The organism is Alphaproteobacteria bacterium (assembly GCA_030739735.1).
Classification (GTDB): domain Bacteria; phylum Pseudomonadota; class Alphaproteobacteria; order UBA7887; family UBA7887; genus UBA7887.
On record JASLYQ010000007.1, the window covers coordinates 20,419 to 43,269 of the forward strand.

Below are 22,851 nucleotides of genomic sequence, written 5' to 3' on the forward strand. Positions count from 1 at the left end.
AATGACGGCAATCAACAGCTATCGCGAGGGTCCCGACGAGCAGGGCCATTTCGGCAATTTCGGCGGCCGCTTCGTAGCCGAAACCCTGATGCCGCTGATCCTCGACCTCGAGCGCGCCTATGGCGAGGCCAAGGTCGATCCTGCCTTCGCGGCGGAGTTCGACGACCTGATGGCCCATTACGTGGGTCGGCCGAGCCCGCTTTACCTTGCTCAGCATCTTAGCGAGCAGCTTGGCGGTGCGCGTATCTATTTCAAGCGCGATGAACTCAATCACACCGGTGCCCACAAGATCAATAACTGCATCGGTCAGATTTTGCTGGCGCGGCGCATGGGAAAAACGCGGATCATCGCCGAAACTGGCGCTGGCCAGCATGGCGTTGCCACAGCAACCGTCTGTGCGCTGTTCGGGTTGCCGTGCACGGTCTATATGGGCGAGACAGATATCGTTCGTCAGCAACCCAATGTCTTTCGCATGAAGCTCTTGGGCGCGGAGGTGTGCTCGGTGACCTCGGGCACGGCAACCCTGAAGGACGCAATGAATGAGGCACTGCGCGACTGGGTAACTAATGTTGAAAATACCTATTACATCATCGGCACTGTGGCCGGTCCGCACCCATACCCTGAGCTGGTGCGCGACTTCCAGTCGGTGATTGGGCGCGAGGCGCGCGAGCAGATTCAGGCTGCCGAGGGCCGTCTTCCGGATACCCTGGTGGCCTGTATCGGCGGCGGCTCGAATGCTATCGGCCTGTTCCACCCCTTCCTCGACGATCGCGACGTGCGCATCATCGGCGTTGAGGCCGGCGGTGAGGGCGTCGAGACCGGACGCCACGCGGCCTCGCTCAGCAGCGGTACGCCTGGCGTGCTGCACGGCAACCGCACCTATCTGCTGCAGGATGATGATGGCCAGATCGCCGACGCCCATTCCATCTCGGCTGGGCTCGATTATCCTGGCATCGGTCCGGAGCATGCCTGGCTGTACGAGCAGGGCCGCGTGGATTACGTCTCGGTTACGGACAGCGAAGCGCTAGACGCCTTCCAGCTCTGTTCGCGCCTCGAAGGCATCATCCCGGCGTTGGAGCCGGCGCATGCGCTTGCCCATGTGATCAAGATTGCACCCGACCTGCCGAACGACCATCTCTTGGTAATGAACATGTGCGGCAGAGGCGACAAGGATATCTTCGCCGTGGCGGAGAAGCTGGGTGTGAGGCTGTGAGTCGGATCGAGAAGCGCTTTGCGGCCCTGGCGGACGATGGTCGTGCGGGCCTTGTGGTTTTCGTCATGGCGGGCGATCCGGATGCCAAGCGCGGGCTGGCACTGGTCAAGCGCCTGCCGGCCGCTGGTGCCGATGTCATCGAGCTCGGCATGCCGTTCACCGATCCCATGGCCGACGGACCGGCCATCCAGCTGGCCGGGCAGCGCGCCCTCGCAGCGGGCCAGACTCTGGCCAAGACGCTTGCGATGGTGCGGGAGTTTCGTGATGGTGACGACGACACGCCGATTATCCTCATGGGGTACTACAATCCTGTCTATGTCTACGGTGTTGAGCGCTTTCTCGATGACGCCCTGGTCGCCGGCGTGGATGGCCTGATCGTCGTCGATCTGCCGCCGGAGGAGGATGAGGAGCTTTGTCTTCCCGCCCTCGAGAAGGGCGTCGCCTTCGTCCGTCTGGCGACGCCGACCACGGACGATGAGCGCCTACCGGTAGTGCTGCGTAACACCAGCGGTTTCCTGTATTATGTTTCGATCACCGGCATCACCGGTGCCGGGGCGGCTGACCAAGACGCGATGGCCGCGGCGGTGGCGCGGCTAAAGCATCGTACAGACTTGCCGGTGGTGGTCGGCTTTGGCATCAAGACGCCGGAGCAGGCGGCGGCGGTAGCGCGCCATGCCGATGCGGCAGTGGTGGGCTCGGCCTTCGTCGACCGTATTGCTATGGCCGAGCGTGACGGTGGCGATCCCATTGCGTCGGTGGTCGAGCTGGTCGAGTCGTTGGCTGCTGGCGTGCGTGGCGCGCGAACATAAGGAAAAAGTAGAGCGAAGCATGAGTTGGCTCAATAATTACGTCAGGCCAAAGATCAGGGCGCTGGTGACACGTCGTAATGTGCCAGATAATCTGTGGGACCAGTGCCCATCCTGCGACCAGATGATCTTCCACCGCGACCTAAAATCGAAACTCTATGTCTGCCCCCATTGCGATTACCACATGGCGATCGGCAGTGAGGACCGTTTCGCGGTGCTCTTCGATGATGCCAGCTACACCGCGATCGCGCTGCCCGAAGTGCCTGTCGATCCTCTGCGTTTTCGTGACACCAAGCGCTATGTGGACCGGCTCAAGGATGCTCAGACCAAGAGCGGATGCCAGGATGCGGTGAGTGTTGTGCATGGCGCCATTGGCGGGTGTCAGGTGGTGGCCTGCGCCTTCAATTTCAGCTTTATGGGGGGCTCCATGGGTATGGCTGTAGGCGAGGGTCTAGTGGCGGCATCCAAGTTGGCTATTCTGCAGAAGGCACCGTTGATGGTATTCCCGTCCTCTGGCGGCGCCCGCATGCAGGAGGGTATTTTGTCGTTGATGCAGATGCCGCGCACCACCATCGCCGTCAATGAGGTACGTGAGAAAGGCCTGCCGTATATTGTTGTACTAACTAACCCAACTACTGGCGGCGTTACCGCCTCCTTCGCCATGTTGGGTGACATCACCCTTGCTGAACCCGATGCGCTGATCGGCTTTGCTGGCCCGCGGGTCATCGAGAGCACGCTGCATCAGACCCTGCCCGAGGGCTTTCAGAAATCCGAGTATCTGCTCGAGCACGGTATGGTCGATGCCGTAGTGCACAGACACGAGATACGGCCGACCTTGATTCGCCTGATCTCGTTGCTTACGTCGCCGCTGCCCGACGCCGATGTGGTCGACCTAGTCGAGCGCAGCGTGGCCATTCCGGAGCTGGGCGAGGTCGTGCCGAAAGCGGAAATGCTGCCGCCAGAGCCTCACGACGATGACGCCCCCCTTGCCGAGAAGTGAAGCGGTCCTCGACCGCCTTCTGCGCCTGCACCCCAAGCGAATCGACCTGTCGCTCGGCCGCATCGAGCGGCTTCTGACGGCGCTCGGTAATCCGGAGCAGACCCTGCCGCCGACGGTGCATGTCGCCGGCACCAACGGCAAGGGCTCGCTGATTGCCTTCCTGCGCGCAGCGCTGGAGGCGGAGGGCCACAAGGTGCATGTCTACACCTCGCCCCACCTAGTCGCCTTCGCCGAACGCATCCGTCTTGCCGGGCGCCTAATCGATGACGATGCGCTTGCGGCCTTGCTCGATGAGTGCGAAGCGGCTAATGCCGGCGCGGCCATCACTTTCTTTGAGATCACCACTGCAGCGGCAATGCTCGCCTTCTCCCGTAGCCCAGCCGATATGTTGCTGCTCGAGACCGGGCTTGGTGGGCGCCTCGATGCCACCAACGTTCTTGATGCGCCGCGGCTGACGGCAATCACACCGATAGGCCTCGACCATCAGCAATTCCTTGGCGATAGCCTGGCCGAGATCGCGGCGGAAAAGGCGGCGATCACGCGTCCGGGCGTGCCTTGCGTGGTCGCCATGCAGCAACCAGAAGCCTGGGACGCCATCGCGAAACGGGACGCGCCGACGATCTTGGAAGGGCGTGACTGGTCGATCGCAGGCGATGTTGATGGCATGACCTATCGTGCCGGCCCGCGCGAGTTGCGTCTGCCCCTGCCGCCACTTCCCGGACCCCATCAGATCGCCACGGCGGGCCAGGCGGTAGCTTGTCTTGAATTGCTGGGCATAGATGCGCCGCGTTTTGCTAGTACAGTCTGGCCAGGCAGGCTGCAGCGGCTCGACTCCGGTGCCCTGATTGAGTGCCTGCCGCCGGGTTGCGAGCTATGGCTCGACGGCGGCCACAATGCCGATGCCGGGGTGGCGCTTACGGCTCACGCTAAGGCGGCCTGGGCTGACCGGCCGCTGGCACTCGTTGTCGGCATGCTCGATAGCAAGTCGTCCGAGGCCTTTCTCGAGTCGCTTGCTGCTCTTGCCGACCACGCCGTGGCGCTGGCCATTCCAGGCCATGCGCAAAGCCTGTCAGCGGCCGAGATTGCCACTGCGCTGCCAGCCTGCGAACAAGCCAACGACCTACAAGAGGCGTTGACAGCCTGTCCGGCTGACGCTCGCATCCTTGTCTGCGGCTCGCTTTATCTGGTGGGGCAGGCACTTGCCGAGAACGGCACGCCACCCCAATAAACCAAGGCGTTAGATATTCGACTCGACCCAGGCGTCGAGCGTGCTCTTGGGCATGGAGCCCACTTTCATGGCTGCCACTTCACCACTCTTGAACAGTAGCAGGGTTGGGATGCCCTGAACCCGGTATTTGTTGGGGGTTTTAGGATTCTCGTCGATATTGAGTTTGGCGATAGTCAACCGCTCGCCATATTCGTCCGAAATCTCCTTGAGCAGTGGCGCGATCTGCTTGCACGGGCCGCACCATTCTGCCCAGAAATCCACGAGAACGGGGGTTTCAGCGTTGAGAACGTCCTGCTCGAAGGTAGCGTCCGAGACGATCGTGGTTGCCATAAATTGCTCCTGAACTCAGCTTTTGAAGGAAAAATGTAGGTACCGATCGGCGGCGCGTCAAGCTGGAGCATGCGCGTCAAGCAGCGCATTGGGTAGCGCCATCAGGGCCGGTTGCTCGGTCCACAACAAGCCGCAATGTATGCGATGGCCGGGATAAATGAGGCGCAGCCCAGCCCTATAGGCGGCCATTTGACGCAAATAGGGCGCGGGTGCGTCAGCTGGTGTGGCGGGCGCACCGCGCCCTGTCTTGTAATCGACCGCCAGCACGGCATCGTCGGTCACGACGAGACGGTCGATCTGGCCTGACAGTACGGCACCGCTCACGGGCAGGGCGCCGGCAATGGGCACCTCGGCCCGGCTACCGGGGCCGAATACTGGGCCGAAATCCGCACTATCCATGACGGCGAGGGTGGCTGCGGTGATCTCCTCACATGCCTCTGGGGACAGTGTCAGAGCTGGACGGGCAAGAAAGCGTCGGCAGGCCTCCGCCCGCTCGGTTAGTGCCAGGTTGGGCAGGCTTTGCAGCAAGCGGTGAATCAGGCGACCGCGCTCCGCCGCAGTTCCCACCTCCGGCGCCAGCGGCGATCGTGTTGGGGGCTCCTCCGCCAGCATGGCCGACGGCACCAGCGGTACCGGTGGTGTTGGCTCGGGCGGTGGCAGATAACGCGTCCAATCCGGAGCCTTGGCGCTGCGCGATACGTCGCTCGGCTGCGAGACCGAATCGGGTTCTGCCGCTTGGTTGACCTGGTGGCGCAGGATAGGTGTGCCCGGTGTGCCGTCGCCGACCGGCTTGCCTAGCTCTTCCAGTCCGGTGCGCACCAGATGATACCAGCAGTCCACAGGCTCTTTACGACGGTCGCGCCAACCGCAGACGTAGAGCCGGTCGGCCGCGCGGGTCATCGCCACATAGAGTAGGCGGCGGTACTCCTCACGGTCGCGGCCCTTGGCTTCCTCGATCCAGGCCTCCGACAATCCGTTGCGCATGGCCGCTGACGGCGGCCAAAGCACGCCCTCATTCTCCGGGTCCCAGGCCAGCATCGGCGAGTGGGCAGGAGCTTGCAGGCTGTCGGGTAGGAATACGATAGGCGCTTCCAGGCCTTTTGCACCATGCACCGTCATTACCCTGACGGCGCCGCCGCCCCCCCCGACATCAAGGTCGCGCTTGACCACCACGTCGCCACTGTCGAGCCAATGCAGGAAGCCCTGCAAGCTGGGCAAGTGTGCCCGCTCGAAGGCCAAGGCCTGAGCCAGCAGTTCGTCAAGTGGGTCGATGGCCTCCGTGCCGAGGCGGGCGAGAATGGCCTGTCTGCCGTGAGGTCGGCTCAAGGCTTCGGCAAACAGCTCATAAGGTGTCATCCGGTCGGCACGCGCGAGCAGGTCCGACAGCGTACGCGCCGCAACACCCCAGCTCGCCTTGAGATGTTGGCGTCCCAGCAGAACCTGCCACAGGTTGCGCTCTCCACGGCCATAAGCCAGTGAGAAAAGATCGTCGTCGTCGAGGCCGAACATCGGGCTCTTCAGTGTCTCGGCCAGGCTGAGATCGTCGTCGGGCAGCAGTAGGAAGCGGCCGAGCGAGAGCAGGTCCATAACGGCAATGTGATTGGTCAACACCAGCCGGTCGATACCGGCGACCGGCACATCGCGTTCCTTGAGGCGGCGTACCAACTCGTCCATGAAGGTGTTGCGGCGGCGCACCAACACCATGATGTCACCGGGCTGGATGGTGCGGTCGTGGGACTCGAGCCGGTCGCTGCCGTTGCACATTGCGGCGATGCGTCCGGCCAGGATATCGGCGAAACGGCTTTGTGAGCTCTCGCCCTCTCCGCGCTCGACGGGCGGCTTCCAGGGAGCGGGCATATCCTCAGCCTCCGGCTCGACGGGTGCCCAGAGCTCTACTAGTCCGGCCTGGCCGATGCGCGCGGATTCGTGTGCGACGTCGCTTTCACCGAAGAGCAAGCCGTCGCGCGCTGCGGCATCGGCGAAGACTCTATCGACTGTATCCAGAACGGCGGTGGTTGAGCGAAACGAAACGTCCAGCGGCACCTGCTCCCAGCGACGTTCGGCGGCCTGAACGCGGGCGCGGAACTGCTCGCGGGTACCGGCGAAGATACGCGGGTCGGCGCGTTGGAAGCCGTAGATTGACTGCTTGGCATCGCCGACACCGAATATGGTGCGCGGGATATCGCGTGCTCCGGCTCCGGCGAAAAACTCATTCGCCAAGGCCTCAACCACGGCCCACTGGTCTGGGTTGGTATCCTGTGCCTCGTCGACAAGAATATGGTCAAGGCCGCCGTCGAGCTTATAGAGCACCCAAGCGGCGCGGCCAGAGCCCGCCGCTAGGAGGGCCTGTGTGTGTAGGATTAGATCATCATAATCAAGCCAGTTGCGGGCGCGCTTTTTCGCATCATAAGCGTCGAGCAAGGCGGTAGCGAAGATCAGGATTGCTTCCGTCGCTTCGGCGATCGTGGCGTTTCGCAGCCGCTGATCAAGCGCCAGAAGACGCTTAGCCTCCGCGATTAGGGGCTCCTCGGCAGAAGTATCGACCTTCTTGGTCAAAAGTTTGGCACGAAGCTTTCCATCCTTGGTAAAGAAGGCGAGTCGATAGGTTGCGAAGTTATCGTGTCGTGCGTCGGCATCATCAAGAGCAAGCCAGTCGGCGATGACGCGGCCGTGTTCGGCGTCTCTGGCGGAGCCTTCGGTTAGCGCGGCGGCGGCAGCCCGCAAGGGGTCGCGTGCGAAAGTGCCATCGGCGCAGGCCTCACGTAGCACGCTGTCTGACGTTTCGCCGGCTGCCAACTCGAGACGGTCACGCAGGCTCGTTAGCAGCCCCACCACCCCGCCGTGCCTGAGGCGCAGGCGCGCTAGACGACCGCGTTCGCGGGTTAGTTCCGCGAGCAGGTCGGCAAGCCGCGTCTCATGCACATTGCGAGTGATTACGTCGAGTGCGCGGGCCAGTGCATCACCGCTGTCCGGGTCGATGTGCGCGATCAGTTCCTCACGTGCTGTGCCCAGGAGGTCTTCCGCCGAGCGCTCGTCGACCACCTCGAAGTGAGGTGAAACGCCGGCCTCGAGCGGGAAGCGTGCGAGCAACGTCTGACAGAAGGCGTGGATGGTTTGGATGCGCATGCCGCCCGGCGTCTCCAGCACCGCGGCGAGCAGGCGGCGGGCGCGCTCGACCAGCTCGGGTGACGGTGCGGCGCCCGACAGATGCTGAAGTTCCGACTTGAGTTCGTCAGCCGGCATGACTGCCCAGCGGCCGAGTCTGTGCGCGAGCCGGTTGGCCATCTCGGCCGCCGCGGCCTTGGTGAAGGTGAGGCAAAGGATGCGGTTGGGCAGCGTCGGCGTTTCGTCGCCGCCGAGCATTAGGCGCAGTACGCGATCGGTCAGCACCTTGGTCTTGCCGGTGCCGGCTGAGGCCGCGACCCAGATCGAGACTGTGGGATCGGACGCGCTGCGCTGGGCGGCATCGGCGCGGGAGATGCTTTCGCTCATCACCTACCCTCCCGCTCGGTCGCTGACCACTCGCCGACACGGGCCAGATGTTGGTAGTCGCTATAGCTCGGTGCGGCGGCTGGGGTTGGGCGGGCGATATAAGGGGTCTGGTCTTGGTCAAAGGCGGTAACAAGCTTATTCAGCCCGGCCACCGCTTCTGCCGCTAACTCCGAGGCATCGTGCTTCAGGGCACGGATTGTGCCTACTTCGCGTCCCCCGCCAATGTGCCAGTAGGCGAGCGGCCCGAGGCCGTGCACGGAAAGACCGGGAAAGCCACTGGCAAGGGCGATCGCCGCTTCGAGTGGTAATTGAGGCGCAAAGCCGGCCGCGACCTCGGTCTCACTCGGCACGCCACCGGTTTTGTAGTCGATGATATACGCCTTGCCCTCCCCATCGAGATCGATGCGATCGGCGATAGCGCTAACACTGAAAGGCTCTGCCCCGGTGAGGTTCAGGCTGCCGACAATCTCTGTGTGGCTGACTAGGCCGGCGCCGCGACGTTCTCCTTCCCTTGCCAGGAACCATTTCGCAATGCGCTCGAAGCGGGGCCAGAGAAAGGCCCAAAGACCGGGATAGGCTTCGGCCTCCACCATGGCCTGTCGTCCTATTTCGAGCAGCCTGTCTTCAGCGTCATCGGGGAATGGCTCGCTCGTCCGGCTGATAAATTCGTGCAAAGCGTGGTGGATGTATCGACCGAACTGGGTCGGGCCGAGCGTGGCATCGATCGGATCTAGTGCCTCTAGACCCAATATGTGCTGGGCGAATATATCATAAGGGTCGCGCATCCAGCGCTCGATGTGGGTGACAGAAAGGCGGCGCGGGCGGGCGGCGACCGGTGGCCGCGGCTCGGGCGGTGGCAGGGGCTGTGGCGGTCCCTCGGGCGCGTCGAGCGCATTGTACCACTGCTGCCAAAGGGGGTCGCGGATGATTCCGGCGCCGCTCACGCCTTCGAGTACGGTATCGAGGCGCACCAGCCAGCGCGAGGGAACCGTCGGTGTGCCGTCCACCTTCTCGGCGCGGGTCAACACCACCTCGGGTGCACAAAACAGTTGCGCGAAGTCGTGCGCGGCGAGGCCCACCGCGCGCTCTGACAAGGGCAGGCCAAAGGAATGACGCATGGGCCGGCTCAACCAGGGATTGGCTGTCACCTCGCCTGGCCAGCTCGCTTCGACTAACCCGCCCAGAATGATGCGGTCAGCGTGTTGTAGGCGCGCTTCCAACGGTCCCCATATGGCCAGACGCGGATGAACACCTGCGTGTGGCCGCACCACCGCACGTGCCAGCAAGGCCTCAATCAGTGCCGGATATTCGGCTGCCGAAATGGCATGCAGGTCTTCAGCCGTCGCTAGCAACTGCTCGAAAAGCGCTGCCGCGACGCTGCCGGCCTCGCCCTGCCACAGGGCACCGGCGCCGTCTTGCTCGTCATCGCTGGCGAGCCATTCAGCAAATACCAAGTGGTCGTGCACCAGATCGGTGAGGGCTACCGGGCGTGTGCGCTTGAGCCGGCGCAGCAGGGGTGTTGCTGCCTCTTCGAGTGGTCTTAGCCAGGCGCGCAGACTCTTGTAGTCGCCGAGTGCCCGGTGCAAGCCGGCGAAGCCCGGGCCCGGCCGCGGTCCGCGTAGGCAGGCACGCTCCAGTTCTCGCGCCCGGGCACGGAAGGCGGCTCGTTTCTCGGCGCCCGCTGCCAGGGGATGCTTCAGCAGTGACAGTAGTGGCACCGGTGCCAGCTCTTCCCGTAAAGCGTCGAGCGTTAGGCGCAGGAAGGTGCCGGGTATGGTTTTGGCCAGGGGCCGCCCGGCGGAGTCGTCAACGGTGATGTTCCAGCGGCCAAGTTCGGCGCGAACGCGACGTGCGAGATCGCGGTCGGGCGTGACTAGGGCGGCGGTGCGACCCGGCTGCTCCATAGTCTCCCGCATGAGAAGGGCAACAACACCGGCCTCGGCGCGCGAATCGGAACAATCGATGCGGCTGAGTCCGCTGGTCGCCGCTACAGCGTCTAGGTAAGCGAGGTCAGCCCAGGCGTGGGCTGTGGCCTCAGGCCGCATGACCTCACGCGCGAGCGCGGCGCGGTCGTCATCGCCACCGCCGCCCCAGGGCCAGGCCTGCACGTCTTCGCGCTCGATGCCGAGGCGCTCGAGCAGTTGAGCCATACCGAATTGTGGGTGAGTTTCGCCGAGCGCGCGCCAGCTCTCGTCGTCGAGCCCACGGTCGAGTCCGGGTAGGACTATGGATCCTTGCGGTAGCGTGGCCACGACGGCAAGCAGATCGGCTGTAGCCGGCACGCTGCCAGTGGAGCCGGCGGCGATCACCGGTATCTCCGGCGGATGTTCCTGCCAATGTGAGGCAAGCGCCGCCAGCATACGGTTGCGGCGTTCGGCTGGGTCGATGCCGTGGCGGCTGGCGAGCAGGCTCGGCCAGGCCTCCGTTACGATGCGCAGGAAGTGAAGCGTCTGCTGCCAATGCTCGGCGAGATCGCCCTCGACTAGCGTTTTCAGGCCGGCGAAGTCGAGGCGCGCGGTCTGTACCTGGTCGATCAACCGCGCCAGCTCGCCGGCCAGGCGCACGGCCTGGCCTTGGTTGGAGCGTGCGCCGGCACGCCCAGATTCCCATTGCCGTATCAGTTGTGCCAGCAGCAATTGTCGTTCGAGCTCGCCGATCGCGGGTGGACAGTCGAGTGCTATTTCACCCGTATCGTTATCCTCACTGAGTGCTAACTCGTCCTCATCGACATCGCCGATGGCGCTCATCGTCGGCAGCAGCATCGGCCCGCTGCTCAAGCGCAGAAATGCCTCGCGCAGGCTGCGCACCGCCCGCCGCGTCGGCAGTAGCAGCGTAACGCCGCTCAAGGATAGCGGTGTATCGCCATGCTCGGCAAGCACGCCCTCCGCCAGGGCATTGACGAAGGAGACGCCGGCGGGAATTGTGAAGAGCTTTCCCGCTCGGGCCATTCTCAGCGGATCTCCGCGAGCGTCTGTTCGACGTGCTCCAGGGCCGTAGGCGTGCCCACATGAAGCCATTCGCCGTCATGCACGATGGCATACAGGCGGCCCGCTTCGGCAGCCTTATCGTAGACCCAGTTGAGCGAGAAGGCGCCGTCGGGGCAATTCGCGAACAGTCGCGGGTGAAAAATTTGCACGCCTGTAAACAGATAGGGTGCGATCTCCCTTTCGCGCCGCCGGCGTACCGCGCCGTCGGGAGACAGCACGAAATCGCCACGGCCGCTGTAGCCGTGGGCCCGGACGGTGGCATTGGTGAGCAAGAGCGCGTCCATACGCGCATCGCACCAGGTCTCGGCGAGCCGCAGCAGTGCGGATTTAGGCCCGTCGAGCATGACCACGTCGCTATTGAGTACGAAGAACGGTGCCCCGCCGAGATGGGGAAGAGCGTTAGCGACCCCGCCACCGGTATCGAGCAACTCGGTTTCGTGGCTAATGACGATCTCTGGTGCCGTGCGGCCCTCGAGATGCTTGTGCACGCGCTCGGCCAGGTGATGGGTGTTGACTACCACGCGCGCGATTCCCGCAGCGGCGAGCCTGTCGATGGCCTGGTCGAGCATGGTGGCGCCGTCGACTACCACCAAGGGCTTGGGCAGGGTATCCGTGATTGGGCTCAAGCGCTGGCCGCGCCCGGCCGCCAGTACCATCGCAGTCGTCGGCATGGCACTCATGGATGCGGTATCCCACGCAGCGGCGGCGGCAGGTAGCGATCGAACCAGGCCCGGACATCCGACAGCACAGGATGGGCAAGGTCGCCTTCGAGAAGACGCCAGACATAGGGGATCATACTGAGATAGGAGGGCTTACCATCGCGTCGACAAAGGCGGGTGAAGATCCCGATGATCTTGATATTGCGCTGGCCGCCAAGAATCGCGAACGCGGCGCGAAAGGCTTTTGGGTCGAGCTGCGGGCTGGCGGCGAGGTAGCGCGTGATCATTGCCTCGACGAGATCAGCCGGAACCTGACGACGCGCGTCCTCCAGCAGCGAGACCAGGTCATAGGCGGGCGAGCCGGCCAGAGCATCCTGAAAATCGAGCAGGCCGACCCGTGCCAGGCCTTCACGCCCCGATAGCCACATCAGATTGTCGGCGTGGTAGTCTCGCAGGACTGTGACCGGCGCACCAAGAACGGACATGGGCAAGACCCCGTCCCAGGCTTCGTGAAAGGCCTCGCGCGCAGCTGAGTTGGGTGTGGCGTCCATGGCCGGCATGTACCAGTCGAGCAATAGGTCGGCCTCGGCGAAGTAGGTGGCTTTATCGTAGGGTGCGAGCCAGTCTGCCGGTGCATGAGTTTGCAATTCGACGAGCAAATCGATGGCGGCTGTGTAAAGTGGCGCTGCGTTGGCGCCATCGTTGAGCACGCGGGTATAAGTATTGTCGCCCAAGTCCTCGAGAAGGGCGAGGCCCGAGCCGGTTTCCACTGCCATGACCTTTGGCGCGCTGCAGCCGACGTCGCGCAAATAGCTGGCAACGGCGACAAACGAGGTGATGTCTTCCGGCGGCGGTGCATCCATTAGCACGGCAGTCCCACCGTTGTGGTGTAGGCGCTCGTAACGCCGGAACGAAGCATCTCCCGCCAGCGGTGCGCGCGCCGCTGCACTCCAGCCAATGGTGTCGAGGAAGCGGATGATCTCGGCTTTGCGCCCTGTCACGCGGCCGCTCCCATGCGGCAAAGGCTCACGCGGCGACCGCCGTTGGCAAAGGCCATCTCGATATCGAGACGCGTCGGCGGCAATAGCGCTTCTGCGCGCTCGGGCCATTCCATCAGGACAATACCCTCGGCCAGGGCATCTTCGATGCCGAGCTCCCAAAGCTCTTCCGCATTCTCCAGCCGATAGAGGTCGAAATGCGCGACGGGAGAGGGCGCAAGCGCATAGGTCTGCACCAGGGTAAAAGTCGGACTCGGCACGTCCTCGTCACCGCCCAGCGCACGAATAAACGCCCGCGCGAAGGTCGTCTTACCGACGCCGAGTGGTCCGCGCAGAGCAATCAGATCACCCGCACGCGCTTCCGCCGCAACCTCCGCCGCCAAGGCAGCAAGGGCAGTCTCGTCCGCTATTTCGCGCGTCGCGCACATCGGTACGGTTGTAGCGTGGTGCCGCCACCGGCGGCAATGAACTAATAGCGGTAGTGGTCTGCCTTGAACGGGCCCTGTTGGGCTAATCCGAGATAACTTGCCTGCTTCTCGGTCAGCGTCGAGAGCTTGGCACCGACTTTCTTCAAATGCAGTGCTGCCACCTTCTCGTCGAGGTGCTTGGGCAGAGTGTAAACCTTGCGCTCATACCTGTCGTGATGGTTCCAGAGCTCGATCTGGGCCAGGACTTGGTTGGTGAACGATGCGCTCATGACGAAACTCGGATGGCCGGTGGCGCAGCCTAGATTGACTAGGCGACCCTTGGCCAGGACGATCAGCTTCTTGCCGTCTGGGAACTCGACCTGATCGACTTGGGGCTTGATCTCGTCCCAGGTCATGTTTGACAGTGCCTCGATCTGAATCTCGGAATCGAAGTGGCCGATGTTGCAGACGATGGCGCGGTCACGCATCGCGCGCATGTGGTCGAGGGTGATTACGTCGACATTGCCTGTGGCGGTAACGAAGATATCGCCGAGGGGCGCCGCGCCGTCCATCGGTACTACCTCGTAACCTTCCATCGCCGCCTGCAAGGCGCAGATGGGATCAATCTCAGTGACGAGTACGCGGGCGCCGGCATTGCGCAACGAAGCTGCCGAGCCCTTGCCGACATCGCCATAGCCGGCGACCACGGCGACCTTGCCCGATAACATAACGTCGGTGGCGCGGCGAATGCCGTCTACCAGGCTCTCACGGCAGCCGTAGAGATTGTCGAACTTCGACTTGGTGACAGAGTCGTTCACGTTGATGGCCGGTACGGCAAGGCTGCCGTTCTTCTCCATGTCGTAGAGCCGATGCACGCCCGTGGTGGTCTCCTCCGACAGTCCGCGAATATCAGCCAAGGCTTCGCGGTGATCATCGTGCATGACCTTGGTCAGGTCGCCGCCGTCGTCGAGGATCATATTGGGCTTCCAGCCGTCTGGGCCCTCGATCGTCCGATCGACGCACCACCAGAACTGCTCGTCCGTCTCGCCCTTCCAGGCAAAGATCGGCATGCCGGCAGCGGCCACGGCCGCGGCGGCATGGTCTTGAGTCGAGAAAATGTTGCAGCTCGACCAGCGCAGGGTAGCGCCGAGCGCGACAAGGGTCTCCATCAGCACGGCGGTCTGAATGGTCATGTGTAGACAGCCGGCGATACGCGCGCCGTCGAGAGGCTTCTTGCCGGCATATTCCTCGCGCAGCGCCATTAGGCCCGGCATTTCGGTCTCAGCAAGCATGATCTCTTTGCGGCCCCAGTCCGCAAGTTCGATGTCGGCAACTTTGTAGTCGGTGCTCATACCGGTCCTCTCCTGGGATGCTCGCCGAAATTGGCAATTTGTGTGGTCTTGCTGCGAGGCCCGTTAGGTAGCAGCGGCTGCCTCTTGCGGCAAGCTCACAGGGCGTCGTTGAAGCGATCGATATGGTCGGCGATGTGCCGCGGGTCGGTCTCGCGCATCACCCGCCGTGCAAGTTCCTGAGCGGCGGCGGCGTCGACGGCACGGATGCGGCGCTTCACAGCGGGCAGGTTGCCGGGCACCATTGACAGGTCCGTGAGGCCCAGGCCCACCAGTAGCGGCGCGAGGCGCGGCTCGCCGGCGATCTCGCCGCACAGGGTCAGTGGCCGACCGGCGCGCCTAGCCGCCTCGGCAGTGAATTGTACGAGCTTGAGCACGGCTGGGTGTAGCGGGTCGTAAAGGTGCGCCACATGTTCGTCGCCGCGGTCGACTGCCAGGGTGTACATGGTCAGGTCGTTGGTACCGATGGAGAGAAAGTCGCATTCGGTGCAGAGCCGGTCGGCCGACAGAGCCGCGGCGGGTGTCTCGATCATGGCACCGAGCGCGGGCAGGGGGTTGGCGATGGCGATACCGTCGCGCTGTAGTCTCCGCGCCACACGCCGCATGGCGGCGCGGGTGCGGCGCACTTCCTGCGGGGCTGTGATCATCGGTAGAAGTATCTGCAAAGAGCCGTAGCGGCCGGCGCGCAGCATCGCTTCGAGCTGCGTCTCCAGGAGCTGTCGGTCGCTCAACGAGAGGCGGATCGCTCGCAGACCGAGGGCCGGATTGGTTCCGACCTGTGCTGCAACATTTTCTTCAAGGGCATATGCGAGCTTGTCTGTGCCGATATCGAGCGTGCGCGCAACCACCGGGCTGCCACCCATGCCCTCGACCATGTCGCGCAGGACCGCGAATTGGGCGTCGGCATCGGGTGGGTCGTCGCGATTCATGTAAAGGAACTCGGTGCGCAGCAGGCCAATGCCCTGGGCCCCGCTTTCGAGCGCTGCCCCAAGCTCGCCAGGTAGCTCGAGATTGGCGCGTAAGCACACCGAAACCCCGTCGCGGGTCACGGCCGGCATGTCCCGCAGCTTCGTCAAGGCGCGGCGCTCGCGTCGCAGCGTGGTGCGCCGACGCTTTGCCGTCGCCACGGTTTCGGCCTTCGGCGCTACGGTCAGGCTGCCGCTAGCGCCATCGACGATAACGCTGTCGCCCTCTTTCACGCGCGTGCTAAGCTCCGCGATGCCAACGACTGCTGGCAGACCCAGCGAGCGAGCCATGATCGCGGTGTGTCCCTGCGGTCCGCCGAACTCAGTGGCGAAACCGCCGATGCGATTGGGATCGAGGAGGGCTATATCGGCGGGCGACAGCTCCTGGGCGATCAGTACGGTACCGGCAGCAAGGCCTGAAAAGGCATCCACCGGTGCCTCTGTGAGGTGACGGATCAGCCGCCCGGCCACGTCGCGCACGTCCTGGGCGCGCTGCGCCAGATAGGTATCGTCCATCGCTGCGAAGGCATCGGCGATGGCACTGAGTTCGGCTTTGACTGCGGCTTCGGCGTTGATTCGCGTATCGTCGATGCGGCGGTAGACGCCGCGCACCAAGCGCGAGCCAGTCAGCATCTGCAAATGGGCATCGAGTAGAAAAGTCATCTCGTCGCGTGCTGCGCCAGGTAGCCGTTCCGCTTTTGCAATAAGTGTCGTCAACTCATCGCGGGCCGCCTCTACAGCGCCGCCGAAGCGCGTCTGTTCGTCGGCTACGGCGCGTGCCGGTAGGTGGCGCTCGGGCACGTCCATGCCGCCGCCGGCTACCACATGTGCCGGCCCCAGCGCGATGCCGCCGGATACTCCGATGCCCGAGAGGCACCGCTCGCCCCGGCGGTGGCGCTCAATCTTCATCGAATCGGGACTCGACGAAGCGGCAAAGCGCCACCACTGCCGCTTCTGCCTCGGCGCCGCTCGCCAGCACCTCGATCTCGCAACCCGGTGCAGCCGCCAGCATCATCAGGCCCATGATAGAGAGGCCGGACACGGTCTGGCTGTCGCGGCGCACGCTGATTTCCGCGTCGTAATCTTTGGCCAGCTTGACGAAGTGCGCGGCCGCGCGCGCGTGCAGGCCGCGCTTGTTGACGATGGTTACATTGCTGCTATGAACGCCGTTCGCATCCGGACTCATCGCCTCTCCCCCTCTGCCTCGCCGCGGAATGGACGGGACAAAACTGCCCCGATCGTGCTTTCCAGATCCGCGCCTTCGTGCAACAATGCGTGGGTCGCCGTCGCGATCGGCATATCAACCCTCAAGCGCGCTGCGAGCTGCGTCACGGCACGCGCTGTGGCAACGCCCTCAGCAACGGTAATACAGCCGCGCATCAGCGATTCTAATGTCTCACCGCTGCCGAGCGCCAGTCCGAGCGCATAATTCCGTGACCGGGTGCTGGTGCAGGTGAGGCTGACGTCGCCGACGCCCGACAGGCCCATGACCGTCTCACCGCGTCCGCCCAGCGCCACCGCCAGACGCGAAATTTCAACCAGGCCGCGGGTGATGAGTGCGGCGCGGGCACTGTCGCCAAAGCCGCGGCCCATCGTGATGCCGCAGGCGATGGCGAGCACGTTCTTGAGCGCGCCACCGATTTGTGCGCCGACCACGTCGTCGCTGACATATGGTCGAAAAGTTGGCCCGCCAAGCACCGCCACTACCGCCTCGCCAAGCTCGGGCGTGCTCGCGGCCACGGTCGCCGCTGCGGGCAGATCGCGCGCCACCTCGGCGGCAAAGGTGGGTCCCGTGAGCACGGCTACGGGCCGTTCTGGCAGGGTGTCGCCGACCACGTCGCTCATCAGGGCGCCACTCCCAATCTCGATGCCCTTGGCACAGATCACCGGCGCGCCGGGAATATCGCGAAGATGCATGCACAGCGTGCGGATATGCTGTGCCGGCACCGCCAATAACATCACCTCGCCACTCGCTTCCAGTAGGCTCGCCGTGGGCGCGATCGCCGGCCCAAGGCTGACGCCCGGCAGGTATGCGGTATTCTCTCGCTGTATCGCCAGGGTTTCTGCAAGCTCTGCCTTGCGCGTCCACAACGCGACCTGGTGGCCGCGGCGGGCGGCAAGCACTGCCAGCGCGGTGCCCCAGGCGCCGGCGCCGAATACACCGACCTTCATGCTTTCACTCCTGCACCAAGGACGGCCGGCGCGGCATCGTCGAGCGGCCAGCGTGCCCTAGCCGGCGACGCCAAGTCGTCGGCCAGGCCCATGCGCAAACGCTCGATCCCGGCCCAGGCAACCATTGCGCCATTATCCGTACAAAGCGCTGCCGGTGGCGCCACCAGATGCAGGCCGAAGGTCTTGGCCACCTCGCCGAGGCGGGTACGCAAATACCGGTTTGCAGCGACGCCGCCGGCCACGACTAGCGTGTCGCCAGAACCCCGAAAGTGGGCTGCGGCATTGCGCAGACGGTCTTCCAGCACCACTGCCACAGTCTCCTGGAAGGCGGCAGCCAGATCCGCAATCTCAGTCGTATCTGGCTCGTGGCCGAAGCTGTCGACTTGCCGTGCCAACGCCGTCTTGAGTCCGGAAAACGAAAAATCACAGCCCGGCCGGCCGAGCATGGGTCGGGGCAGGGGGTAGCTTCCGGCGGTGCCGTTCAGTGCCACGCGTTCCAACGCCGGGCCGCCAGGATAGCCGAGCCCGAGGCAACGTGCCGCCTTGTCGAAAGCCTCGCCAAGCGCATCGTCGAGAGTGGTGCCGAGACGCCGGTAGTGGTCAACGCCTTCGACGATCAGCAGTTGGCAATGGCCGCCGGAGATCAACAGCAGAAGATAGGGAAACGGTACCGGCTCAACGAGGCGCGCTGAGAGTGCGTGCGCTTCGAGATGGTTGACCGCGGCGAAGGCGAGCCCGTGTACCGCGGCGATGGCTTTGGCGGTCATCAACCCCACCATGACGCCGCCGATCAGGCCGGGACCGGCAGTTGCCGCGACACCGTCGAGAGCGGCAAAATCCACGTCAGCTTCGGCGAGGGCGCGACGCACCAGACCGTCGAGATGGTTGATATGGCTGCGCGCCGCAATCTCCGGCACCACGCCGCCATAGGGTGCATGGTCGGCGAGTTGCGACAGTACCAGATTGGCGCAAATCTCCCCCTCGCTGTCCACAATGGCGGCGGCGGTCTCGTCGCAACTCGTTTCAATTCCCAGTACCAGCATTAGCTCTCGCGCTAGTATAAGCTACGCAGGAACGTTCTTGTGGGAACCAATAGACCGGCATGCGCCCATGACCAAGCCTTCCTTGCGTATCGGCACGCGCGGCAGCCCTCTCGCGCTGGCTCAGAGCGAAGAGGTGCGCGACCGCCTCAGCGCAGTCGATGCCGCTTTGGTGCTTGAGGTCGAGGTTATCCGGACTACGGGCGATGCTATCCTCGATCGGTCCCTTGCGGAGATCGGCGGCAAGGGCTTGTTCACCAAGGAGATTGACATGGCTCTGCTCGACGGTCGCATCGATCTCGCGGTGCACTCAATGAAGGACGTGCCGACGGAGGTCGCATCCGGCACGGTAATTTCTTGTGTGCTCGAGCGCGAGGATCCGCGCGACGCCTGGATCTCGCGCCATGGCGGCGGCCTCGAAGGCCTTCCCTCAGGCGCTGTGGTCGGCACCGCTTCGCTGCGTCGCGGTGCCCAGGTGCTGCATCGTCGCCCCGACGTGATGGTGGTGCCCCTGCGTGGCAATATCGGCACGCGCCTCGACAAGGTCGGCCGCGGCGAGATAGATGCGACATTGCTGGCGCTGGCCGGGCTCAGGCGTCTCGGGCGTGCCGACGCGGCAAGCACAGTTCTGGCCACTGAGGACATGCTGCCGGCAGTGGCCCAGGGTGCCATCGGCATCGCTTGCCGCGCGGACGACGATGCCATGCTAGCGCGTCTCACCGATCTTGATCACGCGCCGAGCCACCACGCCGTTGTTGCCGAGCGCGCCATGCTGGCGCGCCTTGAGGGCTCCTGCCGCACGCCGGTCGCTGCCTTGGCGGAAGTCGAAGGCGAGATCCTCATTATGCGTGGCCTGGTGGCCACACCGGACGGTACGGCTGTGCACGAGGCGCGCGACAGCGCGGTCGTCACCGATGCCGTGCTGCTTGGTGAGCGCGTCGCCGAGACCCTGCTCGATCAGGCCGGCCCTGGCTTCGTGATTGGAGCCGGCTGATGCGTCTTTTACTCACCCGCCCACGCCGGGATTCTGAGGCCCTGGCCGCGCGCCTTTCTAAGATGGGTATCGAGACCCTGATAGCGCCGGTGTTACAGATTGCGCCGCTGTCCGCTGACCTGCCCGAGCTCGGCGAGAACGAGACCGTACTGCTGACCAGCGCCAACGGTGCTCGCTCGCTGGCTCGTGCCAGCGAGCGCCGCGATTTTCGCTTGCTTGCAGTCGGCGACGTCACGGCTGAAACGGCGCGTGCCGCGGGCTTTAGCGACGTGACCTCCGCGGCAAGGGATTCGGATGCTCTGATCCGCCTGGCTGTCGATCGAGCCGGTAGCGAGAACGGCGGCGTGCTGCACATCACCGGCGGTCATGTGGCCGGCGATATGGAAGGAAAACTCACTGCTGCCGGGCTCTCCTACCGCAGCGTGACACTCTACGAGGCGCGCTCGGCGGAGACCTTGTCGAAGGTTGCGAGAACGGCGTTGTCGGAAGGCGCGCTCGACGGTGTGATACTCTATTCACCGCGTAGCGCGCGCGTACTGCGCGAACTCCTTGCGGCCGCGGAACTCGGCGAGGCACCGAGGCGTATGACGGCTTATTGCCTGAGCGATGCCGTTGCCAAGGCGGCCGGTGAAGGCTGGCGCCGGGTCGCCGTTGCCATGGCGCCGGACACCGAGTCGTTTCTGGCTCTGCTCGATGCAGTGCCTGCGAAGCATGCCCGCACGTCGGCTTTGATGCGCTACGGTGCCTGGGGCTTGGTCGGCGTCCTGGTTCTGGCGGTCGCCTATGCTGGCGCGCGGGTTTCGCAAGAGCTGCCCTTGCTCTCGCCTTCCATCGTCGCGCCGCAGCTGGAGGCGGAGCCGGCGCCGGCGCGGCTAATGCCCCCGGCGGTCTATACGAGAGACCCGCGCGTCGATGCCATGGAATCTCGTGTGGGCATGCTGGAAACCCTTCTTGCACGTGCCCCCGAGGCGGTGACCGCCGATGCCCTGGCTGCTCTGGCAACAAGCTTCACCGTCGAAAGCGACACGCTGCGCCACGAGAACCACGCTTTTGCGACCCAGCTTTCGGCGCTCGGCGAGCGCCTTGCAAGGCTAGAAAATCAGATTGCCAGAACCGACGAGGGCGCCTTCCGCAGCGGTGCGCTGTTGCTCGCGGTTGGCCAGCTTCGTGCGGTCATGGCGCGCGGCGTGCCGTTCGTCGAGCCTCTTGCGACGCTTGCCGTCCTGGCGGACGACGACGACGATATTGCCAATTTTCTGCCGTCGCTTGAGGCCGCGTCGGAGGCTGGCCTGGTCGACGAGGCCGCTTTGTTGGCGCGCTTTCCGGCGCTGGCGCAGGCGGTCTTGCAGAGCCTGACCACGCTCGAGGATCCAGACTGGCTGGACGAGACCCTGGCCGAGGTCAAAGACTTAATCTCGGTACGCCGAATCGGTGAAATTCCGGGCGACGAAGCCGAGGCGGTGTTGGCGCGTACCGAGGTGCGTCTTGGCGCCGGCAAGCTGGTGGAGGCAGTGTCCCTGGTCGAAAGCCTGGGCGAGAGCGAGGCGACCGAGGACTGGCTTGGCGACGCGCGGGCGACGCTGGCGGCGCGTGCCGCCCTCGATGCGGTCAGCAGCGTCGTGTTGGCGCGGGTCGGCGAGGGCGGCTGAGGCGGGCATGGTCCGCGTCCTCGCTTATTTCGCGTTTCTCGCCGCGCTCAGCGCGGTAGGCGCATGGATCGCTGAGCGGCCGGGCAGTGTGACGCTTGTCTGGCAGGGCTGGCAAATCGATAGCTCGGTGGCTGTGTTTGCCGCCATGCTGGCTATTGTGGCAGTAACCCTTACCGGATTTATCCTACTCTATCGCTGGCTGATCGTAAGTCCACGACGCTTTCTCCGAGTCAGAGAGGAGCGTCGCCACCGGCGTGGCTGGCGGGCGCTGACGCGAGGGCTCGTCGCCGTCGCGGGCGGCGATTCTCCCGGTGCCAGAAAAGCCGCAGAAGAGGCGGAGGTCCTGCTTGGCGAGCCACCGATAACACTGCTGTTGACCGCCCAGGCGGCGCAACTCGATGGCGACCAACAGGCCGCGGCGACCGCGTTCCGGCGCATGCTAGAGCACGAGGAGACGGAGTTTCTGGGCTTGCGTGGCCTGTTGGTGCGGGCGGTGCGTAAGGGCGACAGCGAAACCGCGTTAGCGCTAGTGCGGCGTGCCTTCGAGATCAATCCGGACGCTGGCTGGGTGCTCGATAATCTCGTTGAACTTGAGGTTGCCGGCGGCAATTGGCGGGGTGCGGAGCTGGCGCTCAACAAGGTCGTACGCGCACAACGGTTGAGCCGCGCCGAAGGTAAACGCAAGCGGGCACTGTTCGCATACCAGCGCGCCAAGGTTGCTGCCAATGAGGGCCGCTTTAAGGAAGCGCTGAGTGAAGCCCGCGCCGCGCTCGACAAGGCGCCTAATTTCGTGCCAGCGGCGGTATTGGCAATTGGGCTGTTGAAGGACAGCGATCGCACGCGCGAAGCTCGCCGCCTGGCCGAACGGACTTGGGCGCTGTCGCCCCACCCCGATCTAGCCGACGCCTACGCGAAGATGGCTGACGGTGAAGCTTTGGCCCGGGTCAAGGCGCTTGAAACACTGGTGGCGGCCCGTGACGATTCGTCGGCCGGGCACCTAGCGCTCGCAGAAGCCGCACTTGCCGCTAGGTTATGGGGGTCGGCGCGGTCGCATCTAAACCGCGTCATCGAATCGCTGCCAACGACCACGGCTTTGCGCCTGATGGCCCTAGTCGAGGAAGGTGAGAACGGACCGAGTGATGCTTCACGGGATTGGTGGCGCCGTGCCAGTGCGGCGCCGCCTGATACGACCTGGATCTGCGGCCGTTGCTATGGCAGCCATGCTGAGTGGTCGTTGCAATGTCCTGCGTGTGGTGCCGTCGACAGCCTGCGCTGGGAGAGCCCTGGACAGGCTAGACCTGCACCCGCGCCGGCACCGCTGCTGCTGGGGACATGAGATAAGCGCTGTTCGGGACAGGCTCGATGCCATTGGACCGACCCGCTACGCCGGGGTCTGCGAGCGCGAGAAGATCAAGCCAGAGGATCTAGCCAGCCTCGATGGCAGGGAGTTTACCGCCCTCGACCTGCCGCTCTGCCTACGCGAGCGTATCCTCAAGGCCAGTGCCTATAATGAAACCTGAGATGAGCTAGAGCCTCCGTCAGAAAACTGGCTCCCATGTCCC

The 22,851-nt window shown here is 64.3% G+C and carries 18 protein-coding genes; 7 read left to right on the forward strand and 11 right to left on the reverse strand.

What is annotated here, in order from left to right; translation table 11 throughout:
• The first annotated feature begins 1 nt into the window (after position 1).
• Genes trpB through QF629_05220 form a run of 4 tightly spaced genes read left to right on the forward strand, consistent with a single transcriptional unit; the run spans position 2 to position 4,247 of the window.
• Positions 2 to 1,213, forward strand: coding sequence for a tryptophan synthase subunit beta (trpB, locus tag QF629_05205; GenBank protein ID MDP6012928.1), 1,212 nt, complete (start codon positions 2 to 4; stop codon positions 1,211 to 1,213).
• A complete protein-coding gene (trpA, locus tag QF629_05210; protein ID MDP6012929.1) occupies positions 1,210 to 2,022 on the forward strand; it encodes a tryptophan synthase subunit alpha in 813 nt (270 codons plus the stop codon). Before trpB ends, trpA begins: the two co-directional genes overlap by 4 nt.
• 19 nt (positions 2,023 to 2,041) lie before the next feature.
• Complete coding sequence (gene accD / locus QF629_05215) at positions 2,042 to 3,019, forward strand: acetyl-CoA carboxylase, carboxyltransferase subunit beta (protein MDP6012930.1); 978 nt, start codon at positions 2,042 to 2,044, stop codon at positions 3,017 to 3,019.
• Complete coding sequence (locus QF629_05220; protein ID MDP6012931.1) at positions 2,994 to 4,247, forward strand: bifunctional folylpolyglutamate synthase/dihydrofolate synthase; 1,254 nt, start codon at positions 2,994 to 2,996, stop codon at positions 4,245 to 4,247. The genes accD and QF629_05220 overlap by 26 nt, the downstream gene beginning before the upstream one ends.
• A gap of 9 nt (positions 4,248 to 4,256) precedes the next feature.
• On the opposite strand, the gene trxA is transcribed toward QF629_05220, so the two are convergent.
• The 11 genes from trxA to tsaD form a co-directional block, all read right to left on the reverse strand.
• Positions 4,257 to 4,577, reverse strand: coding sequence for a thioredoxin TrxA (trxA, locus tag QF629_05225; protein ID MDP6012932.1), 321 nt, complete (start codon positions 4,575 to 4,577; stop codon positions 4,257 to 4,259).
• A 57-nt stretch (positions 4,578 to 4,634) separates the two neighbouring features.
• On the reverse strand, positions 4,635 to 8,069 hold the full coding sequence (gene addA / locus QF629_05230) for a double-strand break repair helicase AddA (GenBank protein MDP6012933.1): 3,435 nt from the start codon (positions 8,067 to 8,069) through the stop codon (positions 4,635 to 4,637).
• Complete coding sequence (addB, locus tag QF629_05235) at positions 8,069 to 11,017, reverse strand: double-strand break repair protein AddB (protein MDP6012934.1); 2,949 nt, start codon at positions 11,015 to 11,017, stop codon at positions 8,069 to 8,071. The genes addA and addB overlap by 1 nt, the downstream gene beginning before the upstream one ends.
• A gap of 2 nt (positions 11,018 to 11,019) precedes the next feature.
• Positions 11,020 to 11,736: a nucleotidyltransferase family protein gene (locus QF629_05240; protein MDP6012935.1), complete on the reverse strand. Its 717-nt coding sequence runs from the start codon at positions 11,734 to 11,736 to the stop codon at positions 11,020 to 11,022.
• A complete protein-coding gene (locus QF629_05245) occupies positions 11,733 to 12,716 on the reverse strand; it encodes a phosphotransferase (protein ID MDP6012936.1) in 984 nt (327 codons plus the stop codon). Before QF629_05245 ends, QF629_05240 begins: the two co-directional genes overlap by 4 nt.
• The gene (gene tsaE, locus QF629_05250) at positions 12,713 to 13,141 is read right to left on the reverse strand and encodes a tRNA (adenosine(37)-N6)-threonylcarbamoyltransferase complex ATPase subunit type 1 TsaE (GenBank protein MDP6012937.1); all 429 of its coding nucleotides are present in this window, start codon (positions 13,139 to 13,141) and stop codon (positions 12,713 to 12,715) included. Before tsaE ends, QF629_05245 begins: the two co-directional genes overlap by 4 nt.
• A gap of 41 nt (positions 13,142 to 13,182) precedes the next feature.
• A complete protein-coding gene (ahcY, locus tag QF629_05255; GenBank protein ID MDP6012938.1) occupies positions 13,183 to 14,472 on the reverse strand; it encodes an adenosylhomocysteinase in 1,290 nt (429 codons plus the stop codon).
• A gap of 95 nt (positions 14,473 to 14,567) precedes the next feature.
• The gene (gene ptsP / locus QF629_05260) at positions 14,568 to 16,343 is read right to left on the reverse strand and encodes a phosphoenolpyruvate--protein phosphotransferase (GenBank protein MDP6012939.1); all 1,776 of its coding nucleotides are present in this window, start codon (positions 16,341 to 16,343) and stop codon (positions 14,568 to 14,570) included.
• On the reverse strand, positions 16,333 to 16,620 hold the full coding sequence (locus tag QF629_05265) for an HPr family phosphocarrier protein (protein ID MDP6012940.1): 288 nt from the start codon (positions 16,618 to 16,620) through the stop codon (positions 16,333 to 16,335). The genes ptsP and QF629_05265 overlap by 11 nt, the downstream gene beginning before the upstream one ends.
• Complete coding sequence (locus QF629_05270; protein MDP6012941.1) at positions 16,617 to 17,606, reverse strand: NAD(P)H-dependent glycerol-3-phosphate dehydrogenase; 990 nt, start codon at positions 17,604 to 17,606, stop codon at positions 16,617 to 16,619. Before QF629_05270 ends, QF629_05265 begins: the two co-directional genes overlap by 4 nt.
• Entirely contained in the window at positions 17,603 to 18,649 is a 1,047-nt protein-coding gene (gene tsaD / locus QF629_05275) for a tRNA (adenosine(37)-N6)-threonylcarbamoyltransferase complex transferase subunit TsaD (protein MDP6012942.1), read from the reverse strand. Before tsaD ends, QF629_05270 begins: the two co-directional genes overlap by 4 nt.
• Before the next feature lie 67 nt (positions 18,650 to 18,716).
• Here tsaD and hemC point away from each other — a divergent pair, with 67 nt between their 5' ends.
• The 3 genes from hemC to QF629_05290 are packed head-to-tail and all read left to right on the forward strand — an operon-like array spanning position 18,717 to position 22,625.
• A complete protein-coding gene (gene hemC, locus QF629_05280; GenBank protein ID MDP6012943.1) occupies positions 18,717 to 19,640 on the forward strand; it encodes a hydroxymethylbilane synthase in 924 nt (307 codons plus the stop codon).
• Complete coding sequence (locus QF629_05285) at positions 19,640 to 21,289, forward strand: uroporphyrinogen-III synthase (protein MDP6012944.1); 1,650 nt, start codon at positions 19,640 to 19,642, stop codon at positions 21,287 to 21,289. The genes hemC and QF629_05285 overlap by 1 nt, the downstream gene beginning before the upstream one ends.
• A 7-nt stretch (positions 21,290 to 21,296) precedes the next feature.
• Complete coding sequence (locus QF629_05290) at positions 21,297 to 22,625, forward strand: heme biosynthesis HemY N-terminal domain-containing protein (protein MDP6012945.1); 1,329 nt, start codon at positions 21,297 to 21,299, stop codon at positions 22,623 to 22,625.
• The last annotated feature ends 226 nt before the right edge of the window (positions 22,626 to 22,851 follow it).

Excerpts from the sequence above, each read along its gene's own strand:
- ptsP (MDP6012939.1), bottom strand. The coding sequence starts at position 16,343 with ATGAAGATTGAGCGCCACCGCCGGGGCGAGCGGTGCCTCTCGGGCATC.
- ahcY (MDP6012938.1), bottom strand. The coding sequence starts at position 14,472 with ATGAGCACCGACTACAAAGTTGCCGACATCGAACTTGCGGACTGGGGC.
- addA (MDP6012933.1), bottom strand. The coding sequence starts at position 8,069 with ATGAGCGAAAGCATCTCCCGCGCCGATGCCGCCCAGCGCAGCGCGTCC.
- hemC (MDP6012943.1), top strand. The coding sequence starts at position 18,717 with ATGACCAAGCCTTCCTTGCGTATCGGCACGCGCGGCAGCCCTCTCGCG.
- tsaE (MDP6012937.1), bottom strand. The coding sequence starts at position 13,141 with ATGTGCGCGACGCGCGAAATAGCGGACGAGACTGCCCTTGCTGCCTTG.
- trxA (MDP6012932.1), bottom strand. The coding sequence starts at position 4,577 with ATGGCAACCACGATCGTCTCGGACGCTACCTTCGAGCAGGACGTTCTC.
- QF629_05240 (MDP6012935.1), bottom strand. The coding sequence starts at position 11,736 with ATGAGTGCCATGCCGACGACTGCGATGGTACTGGCGGCCGGGCGCGGC.
- trpB (MDP6012928.1), top strand. The coding sequence starts at position 2 with ATGACGGCAATCAACAGCTATCGCGAGGGTCCCGACGAGCAGGGCCAT.
- QF629_05290 (MDP6012945.1), top strand. The coding sequence starts at position 21,297 with ATGGTCCGCGTCCTCGCTTATTTCGCGTTTCTCGCCGCGCTCAGCGCG.
- addB (MDP6012934.1), bottom strand. The coding sequence starts at position 11,017 with ATGGCCCGAGCGGGAAAGCTCTTCACAATTCCCGCCGGCGTCTCCTTC.
- QF629_05265 (MDP6012940.1), bottom strand. The coding sequence starts at position 16,620 with ATGAGTCCGGATGCGAACGGCGTTCATAGCAGCAATGTAACCATCGTC.
- accD (MDP6012930.1), top strand. The coding sequence starts at position 2,042 with ATGAGTTGGCTCAATAATTACGTCAGGCCAAAGATCAGGGCGCTGGTG.
- QF629_05270 (MDP6012941.1), bottom strand. The coding sequence starts at position 17,606 with ATGAAGGTCGGTGTATTCGGCGCCGGCGCCTGGGGCACCGCGCTGGCA.
- QF629_05285 (MDP6012944.1), top strand. The coding sequence starts at position 19,640 with ATGCGTCTTTTACTCACCCGCCCACGCCGGGATTCTGAGGCCCTGGCC.
- tsaD (MDP6012942.1), bottom strand. The coding sequence starts at position 18,649 with ATGCTGGTACTGGGAATTGAAACGAGTTGCGACGAGACCGCCGCCGCC.
- QF629_05220 (MDP6012931.1), top strand. The coding sequence starts at position 2,994 with ATGACGCCCCCCTTGCCGAGAAGTGAAGCGGTCCTCGACCGCCTTCTG.